The sequence below is a fragment of the Haloarcula sp. K1 genome (assembly GCF_001647155.1).
Lineage (GTDB): Archaea > Halobacteriota > Halobacteria > Halobacteriales > Haloarculaceae > Haloarcula > Haloarcula hispanica.
On the sequence record NZ_LRHL01000012.1, the window covers coordinates 134,594 to 150,877 of the forward strand.

14 protein-coding genes are annotated in these 16,284 nt (G+C 48.3%); 10 read left to right on the top strand and 4 right to left on the bottom strand.

What is annotated here, in order from left to right; translation table 11 throughout:
- The first annotated feature begins 45 nt into the window (after positions 1–45).
- Both AV929_RS05495 and AV929_RS05505 read left to right on the top strand, forming a co-directional pair.
- Positions 46–1,047 carry an alkaline phosphatase family protein gene (locus tag AV929_RS05495; protein ID WP_080510036.1) on the top strand — a complete coding sequence of 334 codons (1,002 nt, stop codon included), beginning with the start codon at positions 46–48 and terminating at the stop codon, positions 1,045–1,047.
- A 1,520-nt stretch (positions 1,048–2,567) separates the two neighbouring features.
- Positions 2,568–3,980, top strand: a complete 1,413-nt coding sequence (locus AV929_RS05505; RefSeq protein WP_080510037.1) for a sulfatase — start codon at positions 2,568–2,570, stop codon at positions 3,978–3,980.
- 22 nt (positions 3,981–4,002) lie between these two features.
- On the opposite strand, the gene AV929_RS21275 is transcribed toward AV929_RS05505, so the two are convergent.
- Together AV929_RS21275 and AV929_RS05515 are read right to left on the bottom strand one after the other, a co-directional pair.
- The gene (locus AV929_RS21275) at positions 4,003–5,013 is read right to left on the bottom strand and encodes a glycosyltransferase (RefSeq protein WP_196219976.1); all 1,011 of its coding nucleotides are present in this window, start codon (positions 5,011–5,013) and stop codon (positions 4,003–4,005) included.
- A gap of 163 nt (positions 5,014–5,176) precedes the next feature.
- Complete coding sequence (locus AV929_RS05515) at positions 5,177–6,310, bottom strand: alpha-2,8-polysialyltransferase family protein (RefSeq protein ID WP_230458841.1); 1,134 nt, start codon at positions 6,308–6,310, stop codon at positions 5,177–5,179.
- 296 nt (positions 6,311–6,606) lie between these two features.
- On the opposite strand from AV929_RS05515, the gene AV929_RS05520 reads away from it, so the two are divergent.
- The 8 genes from AV929_RS05520 (at position 6,607) to AV929_RS21285 (ending at position 14,517) form a co-directional block, all read left to right on the top strand.
- The gene (locus tag AV929_RS05520; protein ID WP_080510039.1) at positions 6,607–7,449 is read left to right on the top strand and encodes a fumarylacetoacetate hydrolase family protein; all 843 of its coding nucleotides are present in this window, start codon (positions 6,607–6,609) and stop codon (positions 7,447–7,449) included.
- Positions 7,446–8,144, top strand: coding sequence for a cytidylyltransferase domain-containing protein (locus AV929_RS05525; RefSeq protein WP_064287659.1), 699 nt, complete (start codon positions 7,446–7,448; stop codon positions 8,142–8,144). The genes AV929_RS05520 and AV929_RS05525 overlap by 4 nt, the downstream gene beginning before the upstream one ends.
- Entirely contained in the window at positions 8,141–8,992 is an 852-nt protein-coding gene (locus tag AV929_RS21280) for a fumarylacetoacetate hydrolase family protein (protein WP_080510040.1), read from the top strand. The genes AV929_RS05525 and AV929_RS21280 overlap by 4 nt, the downstream gene beginning before the upstream one ends.
- Before the next feature lie 211 nt (positions 8,993–9,203).
- Positions 9,204–10,352: a DegT/DnrJ/EryC1/StrS aminotransferase family protein gene (locus tag AV929_RS05535; protein ID WP_064287660.1), complete on the top strand. Its 1,149-nt coding sequence runs from the start codon at positions 9,204–9,206 to the stop codon at positions 10,350–10,352.
- 245 nt (positions 10,353–10,597) lie between these two features.
- Positions 10,598–11,623 (top strand): SDR family NAD(P)-dependent oxidoreductase, encoded by a 1,026-nt coding sequence (locus AV929_RS05540; protein ID WP_064287661.1) that lies wholly within the window; start codon positions 10,598–10,600, stop codon positions 11,621–11,623.
- Positions 11,624–11,734: 111 nt separating this feature from the next.
- Positions 11,735–12,907 carry a UDP-N-acetylglucosamine 2-epimerase gene (neuC, locus tag AV929_RS05545; protein ID WP_207210971.1) on the top strand — a complete coding sequence of 391 codons (1,173 nt, stop codon included), beginning with the start codon at positions 11,735–11,737 and terminating at the stop codon, positions 12,905–12,907.
- Between the two features lie 39 nt (positions 12,908–12,946).
- Positions 12,947–13,891: a methionyl-tRNA formyltransferase gene (locus tag AV929_RS05550; RefSeq protein WP_064287662.1), complete on the top strand. Its 945-nt coding sequence runs from the start codon at positions 12,947–12,949 to the stop codon at positions 13,889–13,891.
- Positions 13,892–13,896: 5 nt separating this feature from the next.
- Positions 13,897–14,517 carry an acetyltransferase gene (locus AV929_RS21285; RefSeq protein ID WP_196219977.1) on the top strand — a complete coding sequence of 207 codons (621 nt, stop codon included), beginning with the start codon at positions 13,897–13,899 and terminating at the stop codon, positions 14,515–14,517.
- Positions 14,518–14,533: 16 nt separating this feature from the next.
- Here AV929_RS21285 and AV929_RS05555 read toward each other — a convergent pair whose 3' ends face one another.
- Positions 14,534–15,202, bottom strand: coding sequence for a PIG-L deacetylase family protein (locus AV929_RS05555; RefSeq protein ID WP_064287663.1), 669 nt, complete (start codon positions 15,200–15,202; stop codon positions 14,534–14,536).
- Complete coding sequence (locus tag AV929_RS05560) at positions 15,202–16,251, bottom strand: N-acetylneuraminate synthase family protein (protein ID WP_050007771.1); 1,050 nt, start codon at positions 16,249–16,251, stop codon at positions 15,202–15,204. Before AV929_RS05560 ends, AV929_RS05555 begins: the two co-directional genes overlap by 1 nt.
- Positions 16,252–16,284 lie beyond the last annotated feature (33 nt).

A 16,284-nucleotide genomic window follows, 5' to 3' on the forward strand; every position in this document is an offset into this window, starting at 1 on the left:
GGCAAGTAGAAAAGCTATTCATCGCTCAAACCACTGTCTCTGTGTATGTTAGTTGTTGTTGGCTTAGATAGTTTTGATTCAGAAACTATTAGCCAATATTCGACCCCACATATTGACGCTGTCCGTGAGAGCGGCGAGGGTGGGCGCTTACATACGCCAGTCGGATTAGATAGGAACGAATTGATTACGCAAGTACTGTGGCCTTCAATGCTCGCCGGTGGCAACCCAAAAAATCTTTTTCCCTCCTACTTTGAAAACGTAGGTCAAAGCACTAAGCAATGGAACACCGCTATTTTGGAAAACCCACTGATTCAGCGATTTGAATCCCAGATCTCCTCGTCGCTGTCCACGGAGACGAAACAAAAAATGAAAAAAATAGCGGAGAGGCTGGGAGCACAAAAAGAGGACCTTGGTGAGAATCGACTTCAAGAGATAGACTCTCTGTTAGACGATGCCGATTCCCCATGTGTTATCTCTCTTCCAGGAATCAATGAAGATGCTGTCAATCGAGAGCTGAAGGACCTAATTACACCAGGGTCTCCCAAGTCATCTTCGGATTTCTCGGGTTACATTCCCTCAATTGAATCATCAGCGTTCGAACGAAAAGCTCTGAGTGCCGATGCTGACCGCCTAATTCGACTGCTTGATGCCGTTGAATCACGGCAGCACGATTTCGTCATCTGTCACTTCTTCAGCATTGATCTCGTACAACATATCTGGGCTGACACACCATCGAAACTGGAAAGATGGTATGGAATATATGACGACTACGTTGGACGGGTGCGACAATCACTCTCGGAGAACGACACCCTAGTACTTGTCTCTGACCATGGCATGGAGACCGAAGGTATCCACTCAAAGCGTGCCTTTTATGCGGCCAACAAACAGCTTTGGGAAGAGACGCCTCGGAAGATGGAGGATTTCCGTGGAGTACTCGAATCAGAATTACAAGAGCATTCGTCATCAGACGATAATGTGGAAGACAATACCGTCCAGATCTCCGGCGATACGAGGAAGCACTTGAGCGAACTCGGCTACTTTGACTGAAAAGTCGTGTGTGGTGCTCTGAAAACGTCAGATAGGCCGCTTTCGTCTGATGCTAAATAATAGGTCATGGACGACTCTTTCTATTCCAAAAGTGAATGATAACATTAATAATATATCGGAGAGAGGGCGTATAAACCGACATCGACAGGTAACTATGCCCCCTAAGACCAATAGTGAAGCACGTTATCGAACTGTATCGCAGAGCATAATGCAATAGTAGTTAATTAGTAGATCAATGGTGGCACACAATTTCAGATCAAATCGGAACTCCATATTGACGAGTAGAATATTATTTGTTCTTCTCGTCTCTTCCTTGTTCGTATCTCCGATGTTTCCCCGCATCAGATTAGATTTTATTCCGGTTCAAGCTAGAGTCGGAAGCGTCCCTCTTGGAATCCACCATATTATCTATTTATTCATCGTATTTGTTTTTACAGTAGCTATTATTCCAAAATTTGATGTTAGCCGTCCACAAGTATCTCTAATAATAGTTTGGATAGTGTTATGTTTGTCAATAGTGGGTTCTGGATATCCACAACCCGACTTACGGACGGTACTAAGTCATCTGGCCGTCGTTGCGGTAGCCACTGCGATTAGCATCATAATCCAGACTAGTAAGGACGTTCAGATAATACATATAATATACTCCGCATATATCTCGGGGTCGCTCGTTTCAATGTGGGATATTACTGTTTTTGTTACACCTCTTGAGGTGGGGGAAACGACCGGTTCCCTAATTCCGTTCATTTCCAGAGGTGGAATTGGCTTGCCTGTCAGCTCTGGGACACATGGAATCGTTGTCGGAATGGGGTTCGTCGCGGGCCTATATTTGCTACAACAACTGAAAAACAAGTCGTCATTACAGAGGGTTGTACTACTGATGACAGTTTTCTCAATGCTAATTTCTATTTTGATATCTGGATCTAGAAGTAGCTTAATGGCACTTCTAATCGGAGCAACGGTCTTTTATTCGTATAATCTACTAGTTCTTGGACGAAAGGCGTTCTTGCTTTTGAGTGCCAGTTTGACTACTGGACTAGTTGCCGTTGGGTATACCCTTGCCAGCCTCCGATTTAAGACAGTTTTTCAGCGACTAAATCAGAATCGAGCGGCTATCGATCTCGCGCTAGATCATCCGCTTACCGGGGTTGGATGGCAAGAGGTTTTTCCTGTGTATCTCGACAAGGTTATTCACAACACTCCTCTTAATTACTTTGCAGCAAGTGGAATACCAACAGGTTTCATGTTCATACTGACAATGGCCTACCCTGCTTTTACCGGGGTCCGTATGCTGTTAAGCGGCAATGGCGATCAGAGAACTATTTTGACGATGTTATCTTTATGGGCAGTCGTAATCACTGAATTGATGTTTTATAAGAGTACACCGAACGTATATTTATTCGTCATTGGTATCACGACTTGTCTGGCTACTTTCAGGGAATAATTACAAGCACAAATTTCGGTAGTCGGGTTGCGATAACTTCATTAGATTAAAACTGCTGATTCGAATAAACGCATCAATGACAGACTCAATTCTTCTTATAACGGTTGACTGTCTCCGTGCTGATCACGTTGGTGGGTATGGCTACGCCCGGGATACAACACCTAATATTGACGCTCTCATTCAGCGAGGAACACGCTTCCAGCACGCTTATAGTAATGGTCCAGGGACCAGATTCGGCTTCAAATCTATCCACGGGGGAACGTATCCCCTCCGGATCAGTGGTGCCGGCCTCCCTAGACACGCGAGTAAAACTATTGCCGAAGTGCTACGAGAACAAGGCTACCAGACCGGTGGTTTCTCAGATAATCCTTTCGTCTCAAGCTATTTCAATTATAATAGGGGATTTGATTATTTCATTGATTATGAGAACTGGATAGGAGACAGTAGTGATATGAAATTGAAAGACATAAACCGTTTTATTCGACAACAAGTCGGTCCCACTATCCCGAACGGACGGATCTACGATATTTTGAAGGCAGGCTACGATTCCATACTAAAATATATTGAAAGTACTGGTGCAAACGCGAATTCAAACGATGAGGCGGTAGTAGACCAAGCCCTCAACTGGATTGCTGAAGCAAACGACAGCGATAAACCATACTTTGCCTGGGTCCACTTGATGGACGCGCATCACCCTTATGGGTACTTCCCGGAACACCGTCATGCGCTTAATATCCCCACAGACAGGGAACACATCCGAATGCCCTCTGTAGACCCGGGAAATCCTCCATCAGAAATACTGGTAGACGCGTACGATACTAATATCCGGAATGCCGACGCACACGTCGGGCGTCTCCTTCGAGAGGTTGAAGGAGACCCTACCGTTGTTCTGACTGCCGATCATGGAGAGGAGCTAGGCCTTCACAACCGGTTTCATAAAGAGTCCGTTTATCAGTCAATGGCCCACATCCCGCTGGTTGTTGATGCACCCCAGTTCGATGCCAGCGAGAGCGATGCCACCGTCAGTTTGATTGATGTTCCAACGACAATCGCTCGGCTCGCCGATGCAAATGTTCCAGAGTCTTGGGATGGAACAGACGTAAGAGATCGGACGAATGAGAATACGGTGTTCCTTGGATTTGAGAACAGTGAGGGAATCTCAACGGCCGTCATACACTGTCCATGGAAATATATGTGTCAACAAGATTTGCTTACAACATCTCCGGAGACGGAGTTACTCTTTGACTTCATTTCTGATCCTGTGGAATCGCAGAACGAAATAGAAACTGCCGAAGGCGTATATCAGAAACTACAGGATAAATACCAGAACTATATAAACGAGATCAAGGGTAATAGACTTGAAGCCGAGCGAGATCTCTGGGATCCCAGCAAAGACCTTTCGAAGACGGTGCAAGAGTCAGATAACGATGTTCCGTCAGAGACTCCCGAGGGGATTGACCAACGCTTAGAGGACTTGGGCTACAAATAGACAAGCGTTACTCGTTTCCGGACTATTGAACTTCCTCGAACAGATTGACGATTTTATCCGCAGCATCGTTCCAATCCGCAAACTGAACTGAACGCTCCCACCGTGACCGGTGCTTATGGCGATTATTTGAGAGTATTTCTTGCAACGCTGCTGTCAGTCCCTCTATCGTGTTGTCCTCATATATATAACCGGTACCTTCTGCCACGATCTGTGGGATACGCCCGATAGCAGGTGCGACAGAATACGTTCCGCAAGCTATCGCCTCCTTCAATGCGATTGGGTGGTTCTCCATCGCGGAGGCGAGTATGAATATATCACTGGCATTCAAATGAATCGGAATCGAATCGTGTTCTACACGACCTAGGAAGTGAATCGGAGTTTCGGCGACGATGGAGTCCGCTAATTCCTCAAGTTTCGACCGTTGCGAACCATCACCGAGTATTACGAGAGTTAAGTCAAACTCCGATTCTAACCGACTGACAGCTTCGATTATATTATCTATCTGTTTGACTGGTTCGAGCCGGCCGCTGAATGTGAGTACTGTGCTCTCATTGGTAGCATATGCCGGTCGATCACCGCCGCTGAGTTCCTGCGGACAGAACGTCTCTGGATCGATGCCAGGATCAATCGTCCGATTCGGAATTGAGAGAAGCGATTCATCCCCGTACTCCTCATCACAACCGCCCCAGAAAACCAATCCGTCTGCTCGTTTTAGATACCTGTCGTATAGTGGGTTCACGCGTCCACGGACAGTATACACGAATGGTGCATCTGTAAGCTCTCGGAGACGACTGAGAACGGGTCGCCCTGTTGCATAAACGATATCCGCCCCAGAGAGTGGTTCTCTGATGTCTCGACGGATCCGATAGATGAATAGTTCCTCATTTAGGTGTCGTATAATTTTTCCTAACGGATCTGGAGCGGAATAACTCAGATCGTAGGCGTATGGACAGTCAACGCCTATAGTCTGAACGTCGTTGGATAAATCGGCGCTGTCGTTTCCGATTGTTATATACGAGACATCGTGACCCATCTTCGAGAACTCTGCGCCGAGGGTCAAGTCGTTGATTTCGGCACCTCCTCGAACGTGACCGAGGTGGGTTGAGACAAAACAGATCCTTAGAGGCATATTCTAAACCTGTAGTATATTATCTTTTGCCAATGTATATGAAAACCACGCAATAACAGACATTAAGTCATGCGTTTGATTCGCTTTCTGAATCGGACCGCTCGTGGACACCAAACAACGCTTTTGGTTCACTGACATATTCGATCGAACAGTTGGAGTAGTACTGCCTCATCTTCTTATCCATCTCGTCTAACTCATAATATTCTATGAACGAATGTTTTTTAACGGGTACTGCTGCAAGATTGGACAGAGCAGTTGAGAGCCCAGTCGAACCGACAGAGATCTCCGGTACGTCGTCCCTGCCAAGCAGTGACCAGATGAGGAGCTCAACCGGATAATCTGCCTCATGCAGGACTGTCACATCCATATCAACATACCGCATTGTGTCCTCGCCCGGGTGAGGTTTCACTATTACGTGATGGGTTTTACCGAGAGCGGTTATGATAGCCTCGGTCTTCTCACGATAGGCTTGTGCTGAAATGTAATCATTCTCAACGAGCGGCTGGGTCACGAGAACGAACAGTGGATATCTATTTGAGAGCCTATCAATGTGGAAATCTGATTCAAACAGTGCAGTCAGAAGTTCGTTATGAGCGTAGAAGTTAATTTCTTTTGTCACTACATTCGGATACACAGTGGATAGGTCGTCGGGGCGCATACAATACACACCGTCGATAATTCCATCAGAGAGCAGACTCTCAAGCGTTAGTGGAAACAATACTTCGCTCAATCGTCCTCTATCTTTTAATCCCCCCTGCATATATAGACCGATTCCAACCTCAAAATGATACAATTGGGCCCACCCGTGGTTCCGTATCCAAGCCAAACCGTTGTTCAATATTGGGGATTGTGTTGAAAAGAATATATTTAAATCTTGAACTAATAAACTCATACAGGCGAGAGCGAGGACCATCAACAGAAGAGAAATATACGTCAGGGCCTTATTCAGGCCCATCTTTACAGATTCTGGAACAAATGGTATTTCTTTATTACTTATATTGAGTTTATAATTCGCAATGAAGTGTCTATCGTATACTCTTCCGAGGCTTTCCGTATCCATGTCGGATACCCGTGGTGAGTTCGTTACGATCAAAATGTTCCGAGAGTCTTCGAAGTCTTGTTCAACGATACTAGTTGCCTCTGCAACATGCAAGCTAGTTTCACATATGAAAAGATTCGTCTGTTCCACAGATTCAGACATTGATATCTGTAAATCGCGGCTTCCTTCTCAACTTGTCGGTTGGGTCGGAAAGCCGGCTATGCCTTGGCAATTACAGGATGACCTTTTGTAAGGCCCTAATTCAGATAAGATAATCCACTATAACGCCATTTAGACCAGGAAATACCGTATCTTGGCGTTATTTTCCTTCTGTGCTAAACACTATACAGATAGAGAGTAGGCGTTCAAAATATACTCTGGATTATACGTCGATAAAATCAGCAATACTCCTTCCCAGAGCAATAGATATTATATTGCGGCCAATTGAAAATCATGTAATGGGATTGCTCCGATTCAGATATAGAGATGGGCCACTGCGTATTGGCTATCTCGTGGATGGAATAGTCTTTGATTTGTCTGAGAACTTCGAAAGTTATTCTGCGGCTGTTTGTGAGTTGAATTCGCTAACGGAGAGATTCGTTACTAAGGAGTCTCTACAGACATTTTCTGTAAAAGAAATACAAATAAAATCCCCAGTCGAGCCGTCTAGTATTATTCGTCTAGAAGGGTGTTACGAACATGATGTGATCGACAAAGGAGCCAATCCACACGTGGAAGATGCTGGCCTAAACGAGATGTCGAATCCGGGGCTATGGGTCGCCCCAACCACCACCCTGACGAGCGACCAGTCTACGGTACACATCCCCCCACAGATAACCGATGTTCGGCCTAGTGTCGAACTCGGTGTAGTTGTCGGTAAAAAAGCTTCACAAGTAAAGGGCGAGGCTGCACGCGAATCGGTTGCCGGTGTCACCGTCTGTGCAGGTGTCACCGCATATGACGAACTACCCGGTCTGATGGGCTACAAGATGTTCGATAACTTTCTGCCATGCGGCCCTGCAGTCGTTCCAGCCAAGCCACTCAATATAGAAGATTTGATGCTTGGTCTCAAACACAACGGTGACCTAGTCGATGTCAAGTCAACTACGTCCCTTCGGTACTCTCTCGGCGAACTCGTTGAGTATGTCTCGCATGTAATGACTCTTAGCCCGGGAGATTTCATCACGACTGGGTCCCCAGTTCGGGATATGCCTACACTTGAAGATGGAGATGAATTCAATGCCTGGGTTGAATCAGTCGGTCGAATACAGACGACCATTCAGAAGGAGGAAAGTATATGACGGGTAGAACGCTCGCTGTCATCCCCGCCCGAGGAGGATCAAAACGAGTGCCTGATAAGAATCTTCGCGAGTTGGGCGGAAAACCTCTCATTGCCCATAGTATAGAACAGGCACAATCTGCAACCCATATCGATCGATCTATTGTCTCTACTGAAGATCCACGAATCCGAAGGAAGGCAGAAGAATTCGGAGCATCAGTTCCTTTCCAGCGTCCTGACGAAATTGCCACGGACACGTCGACCGCTAACGAAGTCGTACAGCACGCCATCAAGTGGTACAAGTCAAACAATGAAACGTTCGAATACGTTTGTCTGTTGCTTCCGACGGTCCCGTTTCGCACCGTTGAAGATATCGATACGGCAGTTAATCATCTCCAAGAATCAGACGCTCACTCCCTCGTTAGCGTGACACAGTACGATAACCCACCGTTTTGGGCGGTTGAGACCAATCAGGAGAGGATTCTCCCTCATTTTGACGAGAACCCGTGGCAAAAGACACGCACACAGGAGTTTCCAACGCTGTACCATCCCAATGGTGCGGTCTATGTCGCGTCAGTGGCCGATTTTGAAGCTGCTGAAAGCTTTTATACTGATAAAACAATTCACTACAAAATGCCGAAAGAACGGTCGCTCGATATAGACGAGCCATACGATCTTGAGAAGGCACGTGCGCTTCTCGCTTGGAGGAGCGAATGAGGTTAGTACGATTCAAGTCTGACAGTGATCTGCCTATTCCAGGTATCGTTGAAAATCAATCTGTTAAGGAGATCTCGATTTCCAGTAGCAACTTGACGACAGCAAGCGATCCATTCGGTGAAGTGCTTGAACTATTGACGACGAAAGGTCCCGAAGCAGTTGTACAAGCCGCCGATGAAACAGGACCATCTGCTACCACGCTTGTCGAAAAGGACATATTCCCACCGATATCCGAGAATGGACGTCTGTTTGCGCTTGGTGGAGTATACACACAGCATATCCGTGAGCGGAACCAGCCTCTCAATAAAGTACCATCACAATGGCTTGTACCGGAGACAGCAATCGTCGGGCCACAAGATCCAATCGTTCTTCCTGAGCGAGTTAGTGATTCGGTCATTCCTGCAGTCGAACTCGGGGTGGTAATCGGGAAGTCCGGAAAATATATTGAAGAAAGGGATGCGTTAGATCATATAGCAGGCTACACCATAATTAACGACATAACCGCACGCACCGAGTGGCCGGGGCCGATGGCTTACAAATTGATGGACACCTTCTCTCCATGTGGACCACACGTTGTAACTACTGATGAACTTGACCAGCGAGTCGGATTAGATATGTCGGTCCGACACGCTGGCGATCGTATCTGTCAAGGATCAACATCAAGTATGCGATTTACGATTCCATTTATTGTAAGCTATCTTTCCTCCATTGTCGAGTTGCGACCCGGTGACGTGATATCTACAGGTGACCCGGGGCGGGTAGATGGAGTCCTCAGTCAGGGCGAGACAGTGACTGCCTCAATCAGCGGAATAGGAAGTTTGACAAACCCCGTTGAAATTCGAAAATGATATATCCAAACCCCAATGCTACAAGCATCATCTGGATGAGATACCTAGCAGTCAAGACAAGTAGACTTCTCTCTAGATTGTTTCTACACGGCGGCTTGGGTAGAGGTTCTATTGAAGAGTAGAAACAGATTGTCTGACTCGTGAATACTGGCGCATGACTTTGACATACCAATCGCAACAGTTAACAAAAAAATAGAATTAATTGTACAAAATGCCCGAGCAAATACCACTATTCGAAATCGCGTGGGATGAAAGAGATATGCAGAACGCAGTTGAGTCAATCGGTCGTGGCAGTTACTGGGCCAAGGGGCCGTTCGTGGACCAATTTGAGAGTGAACTTGAGGATTTTTTTGAGGTAGAGCACGCTGTAGTTGTTAATTCAGGGACGACAGGCCTTGTTGCTGGTCTTCGGGCATGTGGCATCGGCCCGGGCGACGAAGTGATCGTCCCATCGTTCACATTCATTGCGACAGCCAATGCCGTTCGCCTCATCGGAGCAACGCCCGTCTTCGCTGATATCGATGCTGATACGTACGGTCTCAATCCGTCATCGGTACGCAACAAGATTACAGAGCAAACTGCGGGTATTGTTCCGGTCCACCTCTACGGTGGTCCCTGCCATATCGACGAGATCCTCGATATCGCCGACGAAGAAGATTTGGTTGTCGTCGAAGATGCCGCCGAAGCATTCGGTGCCACATTCGACGACAAACCTGTAGGATCGTTCGGTGATGCAGGCGTACTATCTTTCTGTCAAAATAAGGTTGTGGTGACTGGAGAAGGTGGCGCAGTCGTGACTGATGACGACGAAGTTGCGGCGAACCTCCGACTCTATCGTTCGCACGGTCGAGTGTCCGGTGATTACTTCGACAGCGTTGGCTCTGGCGAATATGTCGCCCTTGGCACAAACATACGGATGTCTGATCTCACGGCCGCTATCGGTTGTGCCCAGATGGAAAAAGCCGACGATCTGATCGAAGGTCGCCGCTCTGCTGCAAGGTATATGAATAAGCAACTTGCCGATGTTGAGGGCGTTAAGATTCCTCAGCCGATAGCCGAGGGGACTCACGTATATCAACTTTACACAGTCCAGTTCGACTCCCGAAGCGATAGGGAAACAGTGATCGAAACCCTTGCTGAGCACGATATCTCCTCGAAGGTTTACTGGGATACACCCGTACACAGGACGCAGTACTATCAGCAGTCTTCGGTTCACGAAAGCACTGATCTCGAAACAACCAATACTATCGCCGAAACAGTCCTTTCGCTCCCGATCTACCCCGACCTGTCTGCTAGTCAGGCGGACCGTATCGTTGACGCCGTTCGTGACGGAATGGCACAAGCACGAAGTGACCACTAGAGCTATGTTGCCACGGGAGTTCTGTCAGATCGGGTGAAAGCTGCTGTATGAAGTGGGTTTTATAGTATTTAGCGTACTATGGCGGATACTGGAAAGTCGAAACCATTCGTTATGTATCGCCGTATATCCCTTTATCTGTGTCCTCAACACACCCAACCTATTGTCGTACTTCTATTCAACAGATTAACGCGAATCGGAGACTCGAAAGGAAAAGTATCTTCTGGTGAACGGAGAACAATTTGAATATGAGCAGCTTAACCGGCCAAAAAGTACTAATCACAGGTGGCTGCGGCTCTGTTGGATCTGAGTTGGTTTCACGCATCCTTAACGAAGAGCCATCGATAGTCAGGGTTCTCGACACTGACGAAGCCGCTCTCTTTAATCTCCAATCACAGTATGAAGAAGATGATCGTCTACGATTCTTGATCGGTGATGTTCGCGACCGTGATCGTCTTGAGATGGCCGTAGAAGGGATTGACGTCATCTTCCACGCCGCTGCATTGAAGCATGTTGGGCTCACAGAATACAATCCATTTGAGGCTGTCCAGACTAATGTCCAAGGGACCCAGAATCTCATTCGTGTGGCTTTAGAGGAAGAAGTCGATTCGTTCGTTACTATCAGCACCGACAAGGCCTCAAATCCAGTTTCCGTAATGGGCGCGACGAAACTCCTCTCAGAGCGAATTGTCATCGCCGCAAATACTTATAAAGGAAACCGCAACACAGAGTTTGGTGTCGTGCGGTTCGGAAATGTTCTTGGATCTAGCGGTTCAGTCGTCCCGATTTTCATGAAACAGATCCGAAATGGCGGGCCAGTTACCGTCACCAGTCCTGAGATGACCAGATTTATTATGCCGCTTGAGAAAGCAGCTGACCTCGTTCTCCAAGCTCACGAAAAGATGACCAGTGGCGAGGTGTTTGTCCTCAAAATGCCTGTATTCAAGGTCGCTGACCTCGCGGAAGCGATGGTTGACCGATATTCCCAGGATTTTGGATATACTCGCGAAGAGATCGATATCGATGTTACAGGGATGCGACCTGCAGAACGTATGCACGAGAAGCTTATATCCAAAGACGAGAGCCTCAACGCTAAAGAACTCAAGGAGATGTATGTTATTCTTCCACAAATCAACGTTCCGGGATACGAAGCGGCCAATTACTCAAATGCTGATCCTGTAGAAGGCGAGTACACCTCTGCCGATCAAGAATTGCTGTCCAAATCGTCAATTGTAGAGATGATAGAGGACTCTAACGTCCGGTCACGGATCTGATAGCGATCGTATAAAGGATCAAAGGTGGTTCCGACGCGCTGCCTGTGCCTCGGGCCGGCCCTATGCGGGACTAACCATCAATATATAACCTTGGAATTGGACTGTGCATCCATGGACGACAATCAAGATATGGGGGACAGACGTATTCTTGTATTGACTGGAACGCGGGCTGAATACGGGTTGCTTAAGTCCTCTATGGAAGCGATACGTGCTCACGATGATCTTACCCTGTCAGTAGTTGCCACCGGAATGCATCTCTCTCCCAATCATGGGATGACAGTTGAGGAAATAAGGAAAGATGGCTTTACCGTCAATCGTGAAGTAATTATGCAACTTGACGGGGATTCAGGAACTGCGATGGCGAAATCGCTCGGGATCGGTACAGCGGGGCTGGCTGAAGCGTTTAAAAGTATCGACCCAGATGTTGTCCTGTTATTAGGTGACCGTGATGAAGCTCTCGCGGGTACTCTTGCTGCCTCGCATATGAACATTCCCGTAGCGCACATTCATGGTGGCGATGCGATGCAAGGCGCAGTCATCGATGACAGTATCCGACACGCGATCACCAAATTCGCTCACCTCCACTTCCCGGCATCCGAGCAGAGCGCGGAACGGATCCGAAAACTGGGTGAAGAGAGTTACCGAATCACCGTGGCCGGTGCTCCAGGCTTAGATGATATACTGGCGGGAGAGTACGAGAACCCCCAGTACGTTCAGCGTCAGTATGATATAGATACCGACCGACCTCTGTTTCTAGTTGTTCAGCATCCTTTGACAACACAACCGGAGCGGGCAGGTCACCAAATGTGTGCGACCCTCAACGCAATCGAAGCATTCGACTCTCAGACCGTTCTAATATATCCTAATTCCGACGCAGGAGGGGATCGGATGGTTGAAGAGATAGAGGCACGCTCATTCAGCGACGATGTAAAAATCTTTCGTAGCCTTCCCCGGCAGGAATACTTGAGCTTGATGGAAGCCGCTGACGTTATGATCGGCAACTCTTCCAGCGGGATTATTGAGGCACCCTCATTTGACCTCCCCGCCATAGATATCGGTCCACGGCAAGCAGGACGGGAAAAAGCCGACAATGTTGTTTCCGTTCCGCACGAAACCTCTCGAATTGAAGATGCAATAACTATGTGCCTCACCAAAGCCTCTAATAGTGATCCATCTAGTACAGAGAACCCTTATAACCACGGTGGAGCAGGAGAGACAATATGTCAGCACCTCGCTACGGTGGATTTGGACGAATCACTGTTACGGAAAAACTTGACATTCTAGGGTCAAAAATGCTTTTTCAGACGCCCCAAATGTGAACATATGCGCGTCACCTTCGTCACGCACAACGAACTTGGTTTAGCATGTTTGAATGAACTCGTTGAATTGGGGGCGGATATTCGTGCTGTTTTCACTCGAACAAAAAATGAAGATATTTCTGACCAAACGGACCTCTCCGCTTTTTGTGAACGAGAAGACATCACCCTCCATAATATTCGATCAGTCAATAATAAAGAAGTTAAGAAAGAGATATCGAGCTATAACCCTGAACTCCTGTTTGTGGTAGGATGGTCACAATTGGTCGATGCCGAAGTGCTATCGATTCCCACCGTAACAGCTCTAGGGATGCATCCAGCCCCCCTTCCGCGCGGGCGTGGCCGAGCACCGATAGCTTGGTCGCTAATCAAAGGGTTAGACCAGACTGCCCTATCCCTTTTCCATTTGGTGGAGGAGGCAGATGCTGGCGACTTAGTTGGACAAGAACCGATCAAAATAACGAACGACGACGACGCGGCGGCGCTATACAACAAAGTTGTCGAAGCTGGGAAGGTACTGATACGTGACTACTACCCAGCCTTTGAGTCAGGGATGGTTCCCCGAACCCCCCAAGATGAGTCACAGGCCACATGGTGGCCGAAGCGTAAACCCTGCCACGGCTTGATTAACTGGAACGACTCACCAAGAGAGGTGTACGACTGGATTCGTGGTCAATCTGACCCATACCCGGGCGCGTTCTCATATATTAATGGTCGGAAAGTAACGATATGGTCAGCACAGCCGCCCACCAATGAGAATGTGCTTGCCCGGCCTGGAGAGATCGTATATACTGACGGCGACATGATTGGAGTCGGGGCTTGGGAAGGGATCGTTGAGTTATCAGAAGTGCAACCAGATGGAGATAAGCGTATTCCGGCTGCACGCCTCGTCACCGATTATCAACACGAGGTGGGTGACTCATTTGAGGCAGCACGCGCTAGAATGAGGTGAGTAGTGTGCGCGTTATATACTGTGCCGGCGAACAAGGACGAGTAGTACTGGATATTCTCAGAGCTGATGGAGACGTGAACGATGTCGTCTTCATAGACGACAACAAAGAATTGCACGGGAAGTCGTTTGACGGTGTTCATGTAATAGGAAGTTTAGATGAACTCAGTGAGACCGAGTCAGCGGAGTGCATCGTCGCCTTTGGTGACAGCCGCGGATGCCGCCTTCAGCTTGCGTCAGCTGTAGAACGCCTGGGACTCGAATTCTTTAGTGCAGTGCACCCCGACACAACTATTTCCGACGATGCGTGGCTCGGTAGAGGGATCACAGTGAACGCACAGACGTATGTCGGTCCCATGGCCGATTTAGGAAACCATGTACTCGTCGACAGTTGTGTCAATATATCACATGATGTTTCATTGGGAAAGGGAGTAACAGTAACACCGAACGCATCCTTAGCAGGTGGTGTTTCTATTGAGCGTGATGCCTATATCGGGCCGGGTGCGACCATTATTGAAGATGTTACTATCGGAGAGCGAGCCGTAGTTGGCGCTGGGGCCGTCGTGACTGATGATGTCCCGGGGGAAACAACTGTTGTTGGGACCCCGGCAGCGCCAATCAACGACTGACGACAAGGAGTATTGGTCAGCGGTACATTCGGTAGACGTCGAACGCTTCGGCTGCAGTCATATTCGCGGCGAGACCTCGGGTCTTAGCGAGCGCTCGTAACGCTTGCTCCGACCGTGGATGTGGATAGTTTCGGACTTCAGTGTCGTAAGCTGCGAAGGCTTCGATCTTTGCATCTAGATTCGATGAGATATCGACAAAGAGGTCAGCTTCAAAGCCATCATGTCGTGGCTGCCACTCAGTGGATGACGGCGTCTCATATGCGAGAACCATCGATACGTCGGATACGGGTCGAGTCGCCACCAGGGTTGAGTCATGAACAGCCACATGATCTCGATTGACTTCCCGTCGGGAGTGGGTATAGACAATGTCGGGCTGGATCTGTTCACAGACTGATTCGATGACCGCGTTTATTTCGACATGGGCAACATCGTCTAGACGCATATCCGGCAGTTCTCCAAAGTGAACCTCGTCAACACCGAGTCGCTTAGCACACTCGCGAGCGTCCAGTCGCTTCTGCTTGATTAAGTCCTCATCACCGTATTGCTGTGTTGCTCCTTCGGTAACAATGAGTACGTGTACCTCATCACCGACCTCGGTGTGTTTCGCCATAGTTCCACCTGCGCCTAGCACTTCGTCGTCTGGATGGGCACCGACGACAAGCACTGTGTCCTCTCCTTCGAACATTAATCCTTCTCCCAGCTTACGTCGGTTTCGGTTATCGGATCACCGCTGTCTAGTTCGCGGACAACGCGGGTCCCAAGTACCGTTTCTCGATAACGAGGAGAGAGTCCATCAGCCGGACGTAAGATATCGATATGATGGTCCTCTAACACAGTATTAGGTGGCAGATCCACCGCCGCATGGAGACCCTTTCGGAGCGCCGATCTATTTTCTGTTTCAACTGGGACCGGAGACTTTTTTGATTTACCCCGGGCGAGATTGGCGTCCCGTACCAGAGACACCGCGTTTGATAGTTCTGGTGGTTCAAGTGATGCCTCGTGGTCCGGCCCGGGAAGGGACGAGTTGAGGGTAAAATGCTTTTCCACAATCTCTGCGCCAGCCGCTACAGCTATTGCCGGCGTTTCCGGGGCGGTTGTGTGGTCAGAGTAACCAACCGGTTCTGGCAATTCCCTGGCCATAGTCTCCATCGCCCGCAAATTAACATCAGACATTTCACACGGATACGCTGAAGTACAGTGAAGGAAGGCGGCTTCAGCGTCAGGTTCTTTAGCCAGAATTGCGTCCCTAGCGTTGCGAACTTCCTGCATCGTCCCCATTCCTGTGCTAATAATCATCGGAACCGAGAGTCCTGCAATGTGTTTCAGCAGCGGAAGATTATTGAGTTCACCAGATCCAACCTTGATCGCCGGAACGCCAAGATCGGCGAGCATCTCAGCACTCTCCGGGTCAAATGGTGTAGAGAGAAATGTTATCCCGCGGTTCTCGCAGTGCTCGCGTAACCGCTCGTGGTCAGCATGATCCAGTTCGTACTGTGATAACATCTCGTACTGGGTGCCACTGATATCTGAGTCCTGCTGATACTCAACAGTTTCAGCGTTGGAAGTAACAAGACGATCCGCACAAAATGTCTGGAATTTCACAGCATCGGCCCCTGCTTCGGCGGCGACATCAACTAACTCCTCTGCCATTTCGAGGTCGCCATTATGGTTTACTCCTGCCTCTGCAATGAAATAAACTCCATCTTTGCCAACTCGGAAATCGTCAATTCGCATCGTGTCAGGTGGAAGTTTATGCCCAATACAAAT